Raw genomic sequence first — 14,561 nt, 5'->3', positions numbered from 1 at the left:
ATAAAGGAAAGCCAGTGGGCCAGAGAAGGTGATGTGGTTATTTCACGCGGATCCTCCAGCCGACCTGGATGAGGTTCACGTTCTTGATAAGTGAGCTGTTGAGCTTCTGGATCGCGTAGACGCTCGTGCCGTACTTGCTTGCGATGGCCGAGAGCGTGTCGCCGCGTTTCACCGTGTAATAGACGGCGGATTGTTTTGCCGTTGCTCCGAGCTTCTCGTTGACCTTCGACTGCACGGCGCTGTAGTTGTATCCGGCGGTGGTGAGCCTGTTCCTGCGGTCGTCGCCGTTTCCCCATTTCCCGGCGATCACCTCGGAGGCGATCTCGTCCACGGGCTTCTTCGTGGGCGCTGCCGGGGTGCTGCCGGTTGCCGTGCCTTTCGCGTATCCGTTGAAGCCACCGTTCTTGATTGCGGACGGGTAGTCCACGTAGGACAGGTCCATGTCGACGTTTCCGCTGATTCCGTTTACTTGTCCCGAGGAGGAATGCTGCCAGATGCCGTAGGATCCGGAGTAGGTGCATTTCGAAGCGTACTGCGCGACCCAGTGGGTGTATGCGGTGAGCCTGGAGTCGTCCATCCTCTCGTGGAATCCGGAATCCGTGGAGCCGTAGATCCCGACGAAGTATCCGGCGGCTTCCATCGTCTCGCAGAAGGCGATCGTCGCCTCCGTGATCCCGGCTTTTGCGGAGGCGGGCTGTGCCTCGTTGTCCATGAAGACCGGGTATTCGAGCTGCTTGCCTTTGAGGAGCTGGATGAACCTTTCGGCGTCCGCTTTCCCGGCTGCGGCGTTCACGCATTTCGGTCCGACGAAGTAGTAGGCTCCGACCGCGATGCCGTTCGCTTTCGCGCCCTTGTAATTGGCTTCCCACTTGCTGTCTGTGTAGAAGCCGTCATCCGAGCCTCCGGACTTGATGATGGCAAACTGGATTCCGGCGGCTTTTACCTTGCTCCAGTCGATGTTCCCCTGCCAGTGGCTTACGTCAATTCCTGTGATGGCCATGTCACTGTTCCTCCTTGTTTCTGTCATGCAGTTGTTCCAGTACGTTCTTGAGCTTCTCCGGCACCGGGAGACCGAGGTGAGCGGCATTCTCGGTGAGGGATAGCCCCTCGTTCGAGATGTAGAAGAAGATGATCGCCGTCCTCAGGACGCCGTCGTGGCCGAGCACATGGATGTCGAGGATGTTGGCGATGCCGACCAGAATGAAGATCAGCATCTTGCGGCAGATCCCTTTGAATCCGACCGCGCTCGAGAGCTTCCTGTCGGAGATGGCGCACAGGACGCCGGTGATGTAGTCGCAGGCCGCGAAGATGATCAGAGCGACCAGGAGACCGTCGCAGCCTCCGAGAAAGTAGCCGAGCCATCCGCCGACTCCAGCGAAGATGAGCTGGATGATTGACCAGAATTCCTTCATGTGTAGACCTCCTTTGAAAATTGGCATAAATAAAGGCCGTCCGCGTGATCGCGGGCAGCCATGTGCGCAGGTATACGTGTTCTGTTATCCGGTTTGCCTTGGGAGCGCCTCCCAGAGCCTGAGATCCTCCTGTCCGAGGGACCAGATCGCGATCCCGCGAAGTCCCCATCGGTAGGCCGCCTGATTCGCCCAGTAGACGAGCGAGTCCACGTCCTGGTAGTAGAGGATCGAAAACCCGTCCGCGTCTCCGAGGAACAGGCGCGACAGCCAGATGTTGATGTCCAGCGGCGTGATGGTAACCGTGTAGTCGTTTCCGCATTCGAGGCTGAGCTGCGCCGAATGGTAGAACTCGTAGTCCATCGAGATGGATTCGCTTCTCGTGTCGGGCTCCTCCACGTCGGAGGTCAGCGTGAACACCTGGAACTCATCGTCCCATGTGCAGTCCGTGCGGCTGATCCTGCCGTACTGCGTGACGGTGCCGTCAGGGAACGTGACATCAAAGCGCTCGTATGGCTCGTAGGTCCATGCATCGCCCATGCGGAGAAGCTCGCACACGGTCCGGTTGTAGCTCTGGTATCCCGCCTCGCCGCCGGTGAATCCACTGACGCTCGCGGTGAAGCGGAGCGTGTAGGACGCGCCGGAATAGACGCGCACCGTGCTTCCCCGGATCCGCATCTCGATGGTGTACATCGTGGGATCGGCCCGAAGGTCGGTTGTTCTTGTCTGGCTGATGCTCTGGCTGTAGCTTCCGAGTTTTGTGCTCCCGTTCCAGAGCTCCAGGGCCTGCGTATCGTGGTTCAGGCAGCAGAACAAACTCCCGCAGAAGACGCCGGCGCGCCCGGTGCTTCCGGAGGGGAACGCGAGACGCGCCCGCAGGTGGATGTCGCGAAAGCCGTCGTAGTTCCATGCGAATTTACCGCTTCCGTCAAGCTGCGAGTAGACGCGTTCCTCGGAGTATTCGTCCTCCCGCCAGATCTTCCACGAGCCGGACAGTGTCTGCCAGTAGCCGGTGTCGAGCATGCCGTAGTCCTCGAAGTCCGCGTACCAGATGAGCGCGGAGTCGGGTTTCCTGCGGAGCGCCTCGGTCGTGAGCTTGAAGCCCTTGTCCGGCTGGCATTCGTTCCCGTCCACGTCGATGAACTTCCGGGGAGAGAGCGTGAAGGATGCGGAGCCCGCGGACGGCGCTTCGGAAAACGTCGAGCAGACGCGGAACCCGTAGAACTGCACGCCCTTCACGTCAACCGACACCGTGATGGTGTGCGGCCCGGCGGAAAGCGTCATCCCGTCCGCGAGGCTCGCCCAGAAGGTGCTTCTCCAGTACGGCCACCACAGACGGGACTCCGTGAAATGACTCTGCGATCCGTCAATTGACACGTAGATGCCGTTCTTGTCCCAGAAGGGATAGCAGAGGTTTACGGCAATGTCGTAGGTGCCGGAGGACGGGATGGTGAAGCGGTAGGTCGCGCTCCCGTCGTCGCCCATGACGGCGATGCCGTTTTCGCTGGATACGATGCCGGAGTAGCTGTCCGGTGTCCCGTCGTGGTCCACATAGATCGTGCCGAACGTGGCTTTCTGCTGCTTGCTGTAAGCGGTCAGGTAATGATGCCGGTTGTAGGTGCCGTTCAGCTGCGGGTACTCATAGGTTGCGGCGTCGCGGCCTTCCATGAAGTCGTAGACCTGCGGGAAGGCGTAGGGCACCTTGTTGTAGTCGTCCCAGTACGCGAGGATCGGGATGAATGGCTGAGGGGCATTGTCGTCCGTGAAGTTGTACTTGCCGGTCATCCAGTTCTTCGCCGCATAGTAGGTGTTGGAGACGCCCCGGTAGGTTTCGCCGAGGTTCTCCGGCGTGTCGTAGATCTGCCAGTTCCATCCGTAGGCGGGAAGCCCCATGAACACTTTGGCCGGTGTCATGACGCGGGAGGCGTAGTCGTAGATTCCGTCCAGCCAGTCCTTCGGGGACACGGGGCCGGGAGCGGAGCCTGCCCACGCCATGCCGTAGCTCATGATGGCCGCCGTGTCGCAGTACGGGTCCAGATCCGCGTAGACGCACCAGTTCTCGCCGCCGACCGATCCGTTCACCGAGTTCATGCCGGGAAGGCAGATGTTGACCTTCTTCGTGCTGTCATAGGCTTTGACAGTGTTCCAGATGTTCCGGAACAGGGCAGTGGACTTGGTGTGCGTAGAGTAGTCGCCGCCCCGCTCGAGGTCGATGTCGACGCCCGCGCACCACGGGTATTTCTCCATGATTCGCACTATTTCCGTCAGGAACGTATCCTGCGCGCCGTCCGTGTTTTCCCGGAGTGCGGTGAACACGCTGGATGTTCCGTCGTTCCGGACGGTCAGGAGCCATGTGATGTGCGGGTACTTGTTCACGTAGGCGAGCATGCCGCTGATAGCCACGCCGGATTCCGTGATCGTCCCGCTGGCGTCCACCTTGAAGGAGAAGAGACCGACCTGTGACAGGCGATCCCCGTATTTTTTGAGGGCGGTGTACATCCTCGCGTTTCCCATGAACGTCCAGACCATGCATTTGCGGCCTTTGAGAATATCCAGACTCATATCAGATCACCGTCCTCCATTTCCCGGAACTCCACGTAGAGCCGCGCCGACTTCTTGTCCCCGACCGTCACAGGGTGCTTGCTGTCCCCGGCGGCGGAATACTGGAAGAACCCGTCCTTCGGGGTGGGCGAGCCGTTTTTCAGGCACTCCCTTGTCGACGCGAGCAGGGACAGTTCGTCACCTGCGCTGGCGGCATGGGTGAAGGTAGCCTTGTGCGCGCCCGCCCCGAGTGCGAAGGAGATGCTTCCGGCCTTCATGTTTTGATTGGGCGCAATCTTCCAGTCGAGCCCGGCGGTGGTCTTGCCGAGGTTGAAGATGACGCAGGTCACGCTTCCGCGGACGATGCCGTTGTGGAAACGTTTCCCGGAGACCGCGTATTCGTCCCCGGTCGCGTATGCCTTCTGGAGCGTTTCGGTGTTGATGGCGTATCCGGAGAGGCGGTCTCCTTCCTGCAGCATGAGGTCCGTGAACCAGACCGTTCCCGTGCAGTCCTTCACCTGCGGTTTCAGGGTTACGCTGACGATGCGTTTCTTTTCCTTTTTCCTGATGGTTTCCGTGAACCTTGTGAATACCGGCATGATCACTCACCGTCCTCAGTCCATTTGATCTCACTGACGTGCCCGACCCAGCCGGTCGCGATGGAGCCGCCCTGAAGGAGCATGTCCGTGATGTGAATGGTTCCGGTGCAGTCGGTCACGCAGATGCGGATCCGCATCTTGCTGACGCGTCCGTTCTGCGGGGAGACCGCCTGCGCCACATGTGAAAACGAAGCCATATGGGTTCCTCCTTTACATCAGGTCGATGAACCGTGTCTCCGTCGTCCCGTCCTCGTATTCAAAGGTGACCTCCACGCCGACCTGCCCATCGTCGCCCATCGTAAGGTCGTCCGACGCGATCTGGCAGGAGAAGGTGTAGCTGTCCCGGTTTGCCGGGGTCACGGTCTGCGTCAGGCTTTTCGTGGTGACGAGGGCTCCTTCGCATTTGAAGGATGCGGTTCCGGAGACGCCGTTTTCCGTATCCACCTCGAATCCGGAATTCTCCCAGTAAGAAAATCCTGAGTCGGCTCTTGAGTTTCTCAGATGGTTGAACGGGACAAGGTCCTTCATCTCCTGGCTGTCGACGAGGTTCGCACCGGCCAGCGTGTCGGCGGCGGCATCCCACTGTGAGGAGGAGTCGCCGAGCTCCCGGAGGGTGGTCGACAGTTCGAGGACGGCGTTCCACGGTTCGCGGAGGTTGTATACGCGGCGCACGATCCTTGTCTTGATGGAAAGGTCCAGCTCGTCGTCCTTCACGGTCACGATGTCGCCGAGCTTCCATGTCTCGTGCCCGTAGCCGGTGAGGACGGAGAGGTCCATCGCGTTCAGGACGTAGGAGATGCGCGGGCTTGCGTAGTCGGCGAGGCGCATGTTGGCGTACTCCAGCATCTGGTATGGGTTCGTGAAGTTCGAGCAGTCGAGCGTGGATATGCGGATCTCGTCCGTGTACGTGGTGTCCTCGACGTACTCCTTGCCGTCGTTGATGGACGCGAAGGTCATGCCGTCCTTGCCGTAGGCGTAGAGCCGTGTGATGAGGCTCTGCGTGTCGATGACGCGCTTGATGGACTTCATGTTCTTCCTGTAGCAGAAGAGCGCGCCGGAGTCCGTGCCGCTGAAGGTCAGAAGGCTCACGGTCCTGTTTTTGTTGTCGAAGATGAGGTCGCCTCCGTGGAGGTCCTGCACCTTCCGGAGGATCGCGAGGGCGTTTTTCTCCGTGGATGTCCAGGTGCGCTTCGTGCGGATGTTGACGGTCCCGAGCGCCCAGCCGGTGTCCTGCAGCGCGTAGGCCATCGGGACGTCCGCCGTGTCCGCGTTGAAGGTCTGTTCCGTTTTCTTGACGGAGAACCCGAGGTCGTAGAACGCGGCCTCGGCGTACACGGAGGTGATGGCGGTGCCCTGCTCGTTCTTCTCGTCCGTGATCGTGCGGATGCGGTAGGTGTCGCCGCCGACGGAGATCTGTTTTTCGTTTTCGAGATGCCGCCGTTTGCCGTCGCGGAACGGGAGGTTGAATTCGAGCGTGTCGATGCCGTTGATCTCGCCGGTGGCGATGATGTCGTAGGCGTTTTCGAGCACGGCCTCCGGGTTGTCGTCCTTGTCCATGACGACGAGGCTTGTCTGGTCTGGCATTCCTGTCACCTCCATCTGCTGTGCGCGTTGATGACGAGTTTCCTGAACGCCGATTCCCCGGGCACGGAGAGGCTGATGCTTCTGAGGGTCGGCGTCGTGGATGTGTCGGTCGCCGTGAGCGTGAGCCGGAAGCGGATGTACTGTCCCGCCGCGGACTTGACGCTTCCGTCATCCCCGGTCGCCGCCCAGTCGCTCCACGCCATGAGGTCGTCCGATGTCGAGGCCTCGACGCCGATCCCGGTCCCGTCCGGCAGGTCCGCGTCCACGGAGACAAGGCAGGTGCCTTCGATCCCGTAGGTGACGGCCGCCGTGGTGAGCGTCCCGGACGATGGGTACGCGCCGCTCGTGGCTTTCAGGGTCACGGCGTCTTCCGTCGTGAGCCCGTCCACGATGGCGTCGGAGTCGGCGGCGTTCGCGGACAGGGATTCCCTGAACCACAGGGAGATGTCGTCCGCGGTGAGGTCGGAGTCGCAGTCGAGGAACCAGTCGTCGAAGTTCCCCGCGTACCAGTAGGAGTCGGCGTGCATGCCCCAGACGAGGTCCGCCGTGCAGGTCGCGTTGAGCGTCCCGGTGAAGCCGAGGACGTCGGATTCCCAGACCGCGCCGATGCTCCGGCTGCCGAGGATGTACTGTGCGGTCTTGGCAACCGGCTTGATGAGGCAGGCGATGAAATACCAGGCGGCGTTCTCCAGCGTGAAGGACGGCGTCACGGATTTGTCGAGGATCAGCGTGCCGGTCGAATCGTAGAGCATGATCCTCGGTTTCCCGGACAGGAGCGACAGGTAGAGGATCGGCTGGCCCGGGCCGTAGCGCGTGTTGAGAAGCGGGCAGAACGTGTTCCCGACCGAGTAGGTGGTCGGCATGAACCATCCGCCGACGGCGATCGTCTCGCCGAACGTCTGGAAGATCGTGCCGTCGTTCGTCACCTTGAGGTAGGTCTTCTCGGTCGGCGGGTCGTTGATGTTCATACGGAAGGACCGTCCGAGGTGCCCGGTCGGGAGGCTTGCGGTCGTCCCGCTCCAGCCGCTGATCACGGCGTTGCGCCCCTTGCCGGATGAGTCCGTGAGGCTCGTGGATGAGTCCGGTTCGGATTCGTTGAACCGCCACAGGCCGTCCGTTCCCCATAAGGATGGCACCTGCCCGGTGAACGCGTCCTGCGTGCTGAGCTTCTTCACGGCCTTTGTCGTGCTGCTGTCCGCGTCGATCACGAGCGTGTTCTCCCCGGCCTTTAGCTCAGGGAAGTCCGGGCTGTTGACGAGCGGCAGGCCGTTTCGGAGCGTGTTGCCATCCTGGTCTGTGACCTTTGCCGTCATGAGCGAGGAGTCGATCACGAGGATCTCGTCCTTCGCGAGTTTTCCGCTTATTTCGAGCGCGTTGCCGTTGGTGGTGATGACGGCTTTCGTTTCCTTCGTGAGCTCCGCCGTGAGGGAGTAGACCGGGAGGGAGTCCGCGTTCCCGAGGTTCCGGCTCACCGTGAAGGTGCCGGGCTCGGTGAACTCGTAGGTCTCGTCCGCTTCGGTGTAGGCGTACGGGTCTGGGCACAGGAACGTGAGGTCGAAGGTGCAGGAGTTCCGCACGGCCTTGTCGAAGGAGAAGCCGCCTTCGAGCCTCGCCCGGTACACGCGTCCGGGCTCCTTGTCGAGGATGAGGTCCTTGAGGCCGTTGTCCGGGTTCAGCCATGCGATGATCTCGTCCTTCCGGGCGAGGAACTCCTCGTCCGTTTTCCCCGGCGGGATGAAGCAGGAGATCTCGATCTTGCGTTCGCCGATGGTCTCGCCGAAGTCGAACACGCCCTCGCGTCCCGGGACGGTGACCGTGTTGTTGGTGAAGTCCGGCATCCTGTTTTCCTTCGGCTGCCGTGTGGCGAGGCCGAAGCTCTGGGATGTCCGTCCGTTGAATCTGAATCCCATTTAGATCACCGTTCCTTTCGCGCGGCGGCTTCCCACGAGCAGCGTGTTGAGCTGCTGGGAGATTCTGCGTATGTCGTCGTCGTTCCTGACGCTCATCGTCTCGATGTTGATGAGCGGGCCGTTGTTTCCGGCGGAGACGTCGCTTACGGCGTCGCGGATCATGGAGCGAAGCGAGCCTGTGCCGACGACGGCTTCGTCCCCGGCCTCGCCTCCGCCAAGGAGCGTGCCATTCGACTGTCCGAAGATCGTCGCGTCCTTCAGGATCATGCCGCCTTCCATCGCCTTCTTGTACCAGGAGACGGAGAAGTGCGGGATGCTCGGCGGGTTCAGGCTGAAGCTGCCGGTTATGGAGAAGTGCGGGAGCTTGATCTTCGGCAGGCTCCATTTGAAGTTGAAGACGCTCTTGAGTTTCCCGACGATCCCGGAAACGAAGCTCCAGATGCCGTTGAACACAGAGGAGAACGTCCCCCTGATGCCGTTCAGGATTCCGGAGATCGTGCTCTTGATCGCGTTGAACGCGCCGGTGATGCCGCTCTTCATGGCGTTCACGACCGTCATCACAGCAGACTTGATTCCGTTCCAGATCGACGTCACGACGGATTTCACGCCGTTGAATATCGTGCTGGTCGTGGTTTGTATGGCGTTCCATGCGGTGGAGACGGCTGTGCCGATCGCTGTCACGACGGTGGTGATCACGGTTTTGATCGCGTTCCAGATGGTGCTGACCACGGTCTGGATGGCGGTGAGAACGGTGGTGATGACGGTCTTGTAGATGTTGAAGTAGGTCGTCACCACGGTCTGGATCACCGTGAAGATGGTCGTGGAGAACGACGTGATGCCGTTCCAGATGGTCTGGATCACGGTGCTGATATCGTTCATGACGGTTTCGACGACGGTCCTGATGCCGTTCCACGCACCGGAGAGGAATGTGCTGGTTCCGTTCACGGCGGTGGTGAAAACGCCCGCGATCGCCGTCCAGATCGTCGTGAAGAAGTCCCTGATCGCGGTGAACACCGTGACAGCGATCTGCTTGATGTTGTCCCAGAGGCCGGTCCAGAAGTCCCGGAAGCTCTCGCAGTTATTCCACAGGTAGAGGAACGCGGCGACGAGAAGACCGATGGCTGTGATGATAAGTCCGATCGGGTTCGCGGCCATGGTCGCGTTGAGTCCCGTCATGACGGTTTTCATCGCGGTGATCGCCGTCGTGACCTTCGGGATGACGGTGAGGATCGTCCCCACCGATGTGATCAGTTTTCCGATGACGATGAGCACGGGTCCTACGGCTGCGGCGACGAGGGCGATCTTCACGATGGTCTCCTGCACGGGCCCGGGGATGGACTTCCAGACGTCCGCGAACTTCTGGAGCGCGGCGGATATGTCCTGCAGGACGGGCTGGAGGACGGTCGCGAGGCTGTTCCCGATGTCGGCCCCGACTTCCTTCAGGGAGTTCAGGGTCATCTGGAACTGGTCGATCGGGTCTAGCGTCTCGCTGAAGGTGTTCTCCACGCTGCCGGAGAAGTCTCCGAGCGTGCCGGACAGGTCGCCGAGGTTGAGTTTCCCGCTTTGCACGGCGTTGTAGAAGGCCGCGCCTGCCTTGCTTCCGAACAGGTCGTAGGCTGCCTGCAGCTTCTCGGTGTCCGATTTGTTGGAGCTCATCGTGTCGGAGAAGCCCTTGAGCGCGTCGTCGAGGGCCATGCCGTCGTCCGCAGCGTTCTTCATGGCCTTCTTGAGACCGGCCATCGCGGTGGAAGTGTCAAGGCCGGACATCTCGACCATGCCCATGAATCCTGCGGCCTGCTGGGCGGTAAGGCCCATCTCCTTGAACTGCGCGGCGTTCTGGGACAGGTCGTTCGCCAGCGTGTCCATGGAGATCCCGGTCGCCTGCCCGGTGGCGTTGAGCGCGTCAAGGAGATCGCCCGCGTCGTCCGTGGACTGCCCGAAGGCGTTCAGGACGGAGGAGACGTTGTCGACGGAGGTGGACACGTCCGTGTCGTTGAGCTGCGCGAACTTGATGAACTTGCCGGACAGATCCTCCAGCGCCTGCCCGGTCAGCCCGAACCTCGTGTTGACCTCGCCGACGGCGGCGCCCGCAGTTTCAAAGTCCGTAGGGATCCGCGTCGCGAGGTTCTTGACGCTCTGCTGCATCTCTTCGAGCGCCTGTCCGGACGCGCCGGTCTTCTGCGTCACGATATCAAGGCCGGAATCCACCTCGCTGAACGCGGCAAGGGAGGCGGCTCCTATGGCGGCGATGGGCGCGGTCACACCCTTGGAGAGGGATTCTCCGACTCCGCTGATCCTGCCTCCGACCTCCTGCATCGTGGAGCCGGTCTCCTTCAGGGTGGCGGAGATGGAGGAGTCGGTGTTCTTCGCTTCCTTTTCGAGGTTCTTGAGTTCCTGTTCGGTCGCGATGATCTCACGCTGCCAAGCGTCGTACTGCTCCTGTGTGACGCTGCCGTTCTTGAGGCCCTCGTCCATCTGGTCCTGCACGGACTTGAGCTGTGTGAGCTTGTCCGTGGTCTCCATCACCGCCTGTGAGAGGAGTTTCTGCTTCTGGGCGATGAGCTCGGAGTTGGTCGGGTCGAGCTTGAGGAGCTTGTTCACGTCCTTGAGCTGCGACTGGGTGCTTCGGATTTCCTTGTTGACGCCGGACAGCGCCTTCGAGAGGCCGGTCGTATCGCCGCCGATCTCGACTGTGATGCCTTTGATTCTGTCAGCCATACGCTGCCTCCTTCCTTAGAATCTGTCCATCTGCTCCTGCGTTGCGATCTCGGCATAGTCATGGTCGTCGTTGCTCATCTCGGCATACATGTCGTTGACGGTTCCGATCGTCAGAAGGTCGAGTTCCGAGATGGAAAGCCCGATCTGCACGCAGCGGAGCAGGAAGAGCGGGGTCGTCATTTCCCGCTCTGTCGCATGCTGTTTTTTTTAACGGCCACCTGCTGCTCGGTATTGAGTCCCCACAGCTCGATGATCTGCGGGAGAATCTCGTAGATCGAGAATGTATTAAATTCGTCCAGCCATTCCTCCGGGGTGTCCGGCACGGTCTTGTCCGCGTGCTTAGCCATGAGCCACGCGATGTTCTCGAACAGTTCGAGACTGAACGTGTCGAGGCCGGAGTTCTCGGCGTCGTTTTCGTCGATGCCTTGCTGCAGTTCGTTCAGGTCACGGTAGATGTCCCGGTGGAACTTGTTCCTGTAGAGCCTCGGGATCGCGGCGGACGCGCGGAACGTCACCTGTCTGCCGTCAAGGCCGATGGTCTTTGTCACTGCCATAACCGTTCACCTCACTCGCTTGCGCCACTCGTGGACGAGGGTGCCGTTGCACTTGCCGAAGGCTCGTAGACCTTGTCGTACCATGCGTTGTACACGGCGTCGGTGGTGTTCGTGCCGGTCTTGACCTTCACGAGCCCGGACGGAAGCGGGGACACGGTGAGGGAGAGGGTCTCCGTCTGCACCTCCGTGGAGTCCTCCTTCGTGGAGCTGGACACAGACGGGCGGATCGCCGAGCAGTAGTACATGCAGTGGCGGATCTTCCGCTGGTCGCCGGAGAACTCGAAAAGGAGCGCGAAATGCTCCGGCTCCACGTCCTTGTTCTCGGCGATGACACCGTTTGCGTCCTCCGTCTCGTGCATCACGTCCGTGAGGAAGCTCTCCGGGATGAGGGCAAGCTCGAAGTCGCCGGAGTATCCGTTGTTGTTCGAGACCATGTAATACACGGAGTCATCCGCGTAGAACGGGTCATTGTCGCCCTCCGCGTCAAGGGAGAGCGATACCGCGCCGGGCATGGCGACGGGTGTGCCGAACGTGACCGTGCCGTCCTCGGCGAGCGTCGCGATCGCGTAGTGGCAGTTCTTGAGGCCGAACTTGACCTTGTTTTTCTTGTTAGCCATATCTGTTAACCTCCTATGATCTGTGTCTGGTACAGGACCTCGTACATCCGTTCCTCCACGATCCACACCTCCGATTTTTCGAAGGGGAGCTCATGCGAGTTGAGGATGTCCTCGATCCGGGTTTCCATATCGGGGTCCTTCCTGTCCGTGTAGAGCTCGACATTGAGTTCGTCGATCTTCTGGAAGACCGTGTTGTCCGCAAACAGGTTGTCGCTTCCTGGGAAAAGGAAGCAGATGAAGGGCGGGTCCGGGGACTCGCCTTCCGCGAAGTGGTCGTAGGCGACGGGGAGCCCGGTCTCCTCGATCATCGATTTCGTTTCCTCGAATGTCATGGGATGTCATCCTTTCAGCTTGCTTTCGATGGCCTCGACGAGCTTCTCGCTGCCGCGCTGCTCGGCGCTTGCGATGTGGGGCCGTGCGGCGACCCTTCCGCCGCCGCGCTTGGCGTGCCCGTGTTCGAGCAGGTGGGCGATCTGGTAGCGGTTCCTCGAGTGCACGACGAGGTCGATGGATTCGGAGTCCTCGTGGACGTTCTTCACGGACCAGGATTTCTTGTATTTCCCCGTGTCCACCGGGGCGTTGTCTTGGATGTCCTTGCGGACGGATTTCGCCGTTTCCTTCACGGCGTCCTTCAGGTCGTCCGCCGCGAGGTCCGCGTATTTCTCAAGCTCCGTCATGATGGCGGAGTCCATGTCGTCGATCGACGTGTTCCTGCTCATGTGCCTTTCTCCAGCCTGCAGTTGAATTTGATCGAGTTGCGTTTGTATCCCATCGGGTTCACGTAGGTGATGTTGTAGGTCTTGCCTTCCGCGAGGATCCGGTATTTCGTGGATTCGACCACGGCGAGCTCGGAGCACCAGCGGCAGGTGAAGTCGAGGGACTCCTCGGGGCTGATGATCTCGCCGCTCGACTCGGTGCCGGTCTGCGTGCCGATGGTGGCATGGCACGTGAAGTAGTCCGTCCATGCCGAGATGTGGTTCCCGTACTTGTCGACCGTGACCGCGTTCTTCTGGAAGGTCACGGGGACGCGGAGCGCGGCGATGTTCATCAGAAGCCCTCCTTCCTGACGCCGAAGAGCAGCGCGCGGAGCGTGAGGTTCAGCTGGCTGTGGTCCGCCTCCTCCCGGTGCTCGTAGAGGTACGCCACGGTGTAGAGGATGGCGATGCGCATGCGGATGAGGATCCTTTCCTCGCTCGCCTCCTGTTCCTCGTCGGAGAAACGGGCGATGTCCTGCACCATCTCCGTCGCGGTCGCGATGAGGCTCTTGATCAGCTCGTCCTCGTCGGAGGAACTGACCCTGAGATAGGTTTTCGCTTCGTCAAGCGTCACTTCCATAAGGCACCTCCATAAAGGGGAAGGGCATCTCCGGGAGAACCGGGGATGCCCGTGTGTTCAATGCGCGGATCAGGCGGATGCCTTGACGGAAAGGCCGCGCACGGCTTCAGGCAGGATGAGCTTGCCGTCGACCCTTTCGGAGGCGAGGAAGCCGATCTGCCCGTTCGCCGCGTACAGTTCGGACAGGCGCTTGAAGGAGCGTCCCTGGCGGTCGGCGATCCAGTAGTAGGAGAAGTCGCCGAACAGGATCGGCACGTTCCCGGCCGCCAGTTCCGGCGCGTAGATGCTCGTCCTGTACGGGCGGTTGAGGATGGTGTCCGGCTGGCCTGCGACCACGCTCGGCTGCCAGATGTAGTTCCCGTTGCCGTCCTTGATCTTGCGCAGCGCCTTGACGGTGGAGTCGTTCAGGATCCAGACCGCGCGGTTGCGGTACACGCTTCTCAGGGAGTGGAACACGTCCATGATCTGGTCGAAGGTGAGGTTCGTGTTCGCGATCTCCGTGGTCGCGCCATCGGTCGCCTTGACCTTGGTGAAGACGCCCTCAGGCTTCTTCTGGCCGTCGCCGACGAGGAACGCCTCCTCCTCGGCGGCACCGATGCGCCGTGCGAACTCGGTGGAGATGTAGCTCTCGAGGTCGAAGACGGAGTCGTTCATCAGCTCCTCGGACACCTTGATGGCGGTGCCGAGCTTGTACGCGGAGAGCGTGATCTGGTCGAAGGTCTCGTCGGATTCCGGGTACAGGCCGTTCTCCTCCATCCAGCTCGCCGTCCCGTGGGATGCGACGATTGGGATGGTGTGCGTCCCACTGTCGGTCTGGATGACATGGGCGAGGGAGCGGAAGAAGTTCTCGTCGGTCAGCGCCTGCACAAGCTGCCTCTCGTACTCGTCCGGGACGAGGTATCCGCCGTTCGCGTCGGTCCCGGCCTCGAGGACGTTCTTGACGTCGTACCAGTTGCGCTTGCGGATGCTGTCCCAGAACGCGGTCTTGTACGCCTTGGACGCGATGCCCGGCTTGTCGTCCGGCTCGTCCTTTGCGCCCGGTTTCCCGGTGAGCGGCGCAGAGGTCGGCTGGGAGAGCATCTTGTCGATCTGCTCCTGACGCTGCAGGCGCTCGATGTCGTGCGTGAGGTCGGTGACCTCCTTCTCCATCCTGTCATAGGTGGCGGCGTCCTCCGCGGACACGTTGCCGCCGTCCGTGGAGTGGGTGTCGAGGAAGTTCTTCGCGGCGTCCCACGCCTTGGCTCTTTTTTCCATAAGGTCCATGATCTTGGTCATTTCGTATTCCTCCATTTCG

At 61.0% G+C, this 14,561-nt stretch carries 14 protein-coding genes and 2 pseudogenes; all 16 read right to left on the bottom strand.

The window, feature by feature from the left end; all coding sequences use genetic code 11:
- Positions 1-37 precede the first annotated feature (37 nt).
- A complete protein-coding gene (locus tag QBE55_12625) occupies positions 38-1,000 on the bottom strand; it encodes a GH25 family lysozyme (GenBank protein WZL78343.1) in 963 nt (320 codons plus the stop codon).
- Between the two features lies 1 nt (position 1,001).
- Entirely contained in the window at positions 1,002-1,412 is a 411-nt protein-coding gene (locus tag QBE55_12620; protein ID WZL78342.1) for a phage holin family protein, read from the bottom strand.
- A gap of 84 nt (positions 1,413-1,496) precedes the next feature.
- Positions 1,497-3,965, bottom strand: a complete 2,469-nt coding sequence (locus tag QBE55_12615) for a glycosyl hydrolase family 18 protein (GenBank protein ID WZL79943.1) — start codon at positions 3,963-3,965, stop codon at positions 1,497-1,499.
- Between the two features lie 2 nt (positions 3,966-3,967).
- Positions 3,968-4,549, bottom strand: a complete 582-nt coding sequence (locus QBE55_12610) for a hypothetical protein (protein ID WZL78341.1) — start codon at positions 4,547-4,549, stop codon at positions 3,968-3,970.
- 2 nt (positions 4,550-4,551) lie between these two features.
- A complete protein-coding gene (locus tag QBE55_12605; protein WZL78340.1) occupies positions 4,552-4,746 on the bottom strand; it encodes a hypothetical protein in 195 nt (64 codons plus the stop codon).
- A gap of 13 nt (positions 4,747-4,759) precedes the next feature.
- Positions 4,760-7,341 (bottom strand): annotated as a pseudogene (locus QBE55_12600) (phage tail protein).
- A 21-nt stretch (positions 7,342-7,362) separates the two neighbouring features.
- Positions 7,363-8,043: pseudogene (locus QBE55_12595) on the bottom strand (phage tail family protein).
- The gene (locus QBE55_12590) at positions 8,044-10,761 is read right to left on the bottom strand and encodes a phage tail tape measure protein (GenBank protein WZL78339.1); all 2,718 of its coding nucleotides are present in this window, start codon (positions 10,759-10,761) and stop codon (positions 8,044-8,046) included.
- 15 nt (positions 10,762-10,776) lie between these two features.
- The gene (locus QBE55_12585; GenBank protein ID WZL78338.1) at positions 10,777-10,941 is read right to left on the bottom strand and encodes a hypothetical protein; all 165 of its coding nucleotides are present in this window, start codon (positions 10,939-10,941) and stop codon (positions 10,777-10,779) included.
- Complete coding sequence (locus QBE55_12580; protein ID WZL78337.1) at positions 10,938-11,315, bottom strand: hypothetical protein; 378 nt, start codon at positions 11,313-11,315, stop codon at positions 10,938-10,940. Before QBE55_12580 ends, QBE55_12585 begins: the two co-directional genes overlap by 4 nt.
- Positions 11,316-11,326: 11 nt before the next feature.
- Positions 11,327-11,932: a phage tail protein gene (locus QBE55_12575; protein ID WZL78336.1), complete on the bottom strand. Its 606-nt coding sequence runs from the start codon at positions 11,930-11,932 to the stop codon at positions 11,327-11,329.
- A 5-nt stretch (positions 11,933-11,937) separates the two neighbouring features.
- Positions 11,938-12,264: a hypothetical protein gene (locus QBE55_12570; protein ID WZL78335.1), complete on the bottom strand. Its 327-nt coding sequence runs from the start codon at positions 12,262-12,264 to the stop codon at positions 11,938-11,940.
- A gap of 6 nt (positions 12,265-12,270) precedes the next feature.
- A complete protein-coding gene (locus QBE55_12565) occupies positions 12,271-12,651 on the bottom strand; it encodes an HK97 gp10 family phage protein (GenBank protein WZL78334.1) in 381 nt (126 codons plus the stop codon).
- Positions 12,648-12,980: a phage head closure protein gene (locus QBE55_12560; GenBank protein ID WZL78333.1), complete on the bottom strand. Its 333-nt coding sequence runs from the start codon at positions 12,978-12,980 to the stop codon at positions 12,648-12,650. Before QBE55_12560 ends, QBE55_12565 begins: the two co-directional genes overlap by 4 nt.
- The gene (locus QBE55_12555) at positions 12,980-13,267 is read right to left on the bottom strand and encodes a head-tail connector protein (GenBank protein ID WZL78332.1); all 288 of its coding nucleotides are present in this window, start codon (positions 13,265-13,267) and stop codon (positions 12,980-12,982) included. Before QBE55_12555 ends, QBE55_12560 begins: the two co-directional genes overlap by 1 nt.
- 69 nt (positions 13,268-13,336) lie before the next feature.
- Positions 13,337-14,542, bottom strand: a complete 1,206-nt coding sequence (locus QBE55_12550; protein ID WZL78331.1) for a phage major capsid protein — start codon at positions 14,540-14,542, stop codon at positions 13,337-13,339.
- Positions 14,543-14,561: the final 19 nt, after the last annotated feature.

This window comes from Eubacteriales bacterium mix99, assembly GCA_038396605.1.
Taxonomy (GTDB): Bacteria; Bacillota; Clostridia; order Caldicoprobacterales; family DTU083; genus UBA4874.
This window is presented reverse-complemented; position numbering and strand designations above follow the sequence as displayed.

Bases quoted from the DNA above. Each gene is read 5' to 3' on its own strand.
- QBE55_12625 (WZL78343.1), bottom strand. From the start codon at position 1,000: ATGGCCATCACAGGAATTGACGTAAGCCACTGGCAGGGGAACATCGAC.
- QBE55_12620 (WZL78342.1), bottom strand. From the start codon at position 1,412: ATGAAGGAATTCTGGTCAATCATCCAGCTCATCTTCGCTGGAGTCGGC.
- QBE55_12610 (WZL78341.1), bottom strand. From the start codon at position 4,549: ATGCCGGTATTCACAAGGTTCACGGAAACCATCAGGAAAAAGGAAAAG.
- QBE55_12605 (WZL78340.1), bottom strand. From the start codon at position 4,746: ATGGCTTCGTTTTCACATGTGGCGCAGGCGGTCTCCCCGCAGAACGGA.
- QBE55_12590 (WZL78339.1), bottom strand. From the start codon at position 10,761: ATGGCTGACAGAATCAAAGGCATCACAGTCGAGATCGGCGGCGATACG.
- QBE55_12585 (WZL78338.1), bottom strand. From the start codon at position 10,941: ATGACGACCCCGCTCTTCCTGCTCCGCTGCGTGCAGATCGGGCTTTCC.
- QBE55_12580 (WZL78337.1), bottom strand. From the start codon at position 11,315: ATGGCAGTGACAAAGACCATCGGCCTTGACGGCAGACAGGTGACGTTC.
- QBE55_12575 (WZL78336.1), bottom strand. From the start codon at position 11,932: ATGGCTAACAAGAAAAACAAGGTCAAGTTCGGCCTCAAGAACTGCCAC.
- QBE55_12570 (WZL78335.1), bottom strand. From the start codon at position 12,264: ATGACATTCGAGGAAACGAAATCGATGATCGAGGAGACCGGGCTCCCC.
- QBE55_12565 (WZL78334.1), bottom strand. From the start codon at position 12,651: ATGAGCAGGAACACGTCGATCGACGACATGGACTCCGCCATCATGACG.
- QBE55_12560 (WZL78333.1), bottom strand. From the start codon at position 12,980: ATGAACATCGCCGCGCTCCGCGTCCCCGTGACCTTCCAGAAGAACGCG.
- QBE55_12555 (WZL78332.1), bottom strand. From the start codon at position 13,267: ATGGAAGTGACGCTTGACGAAGCGAAAACCTATCTCAGGGTCAGTTCC.
- QBE55_12550 (WZL78331.1), bottom strand. From the start codon at position 14,542: ATGACCAAGATCATGGACCTTATGGAAAAAAGAGCCAAGGCGTGGGAC.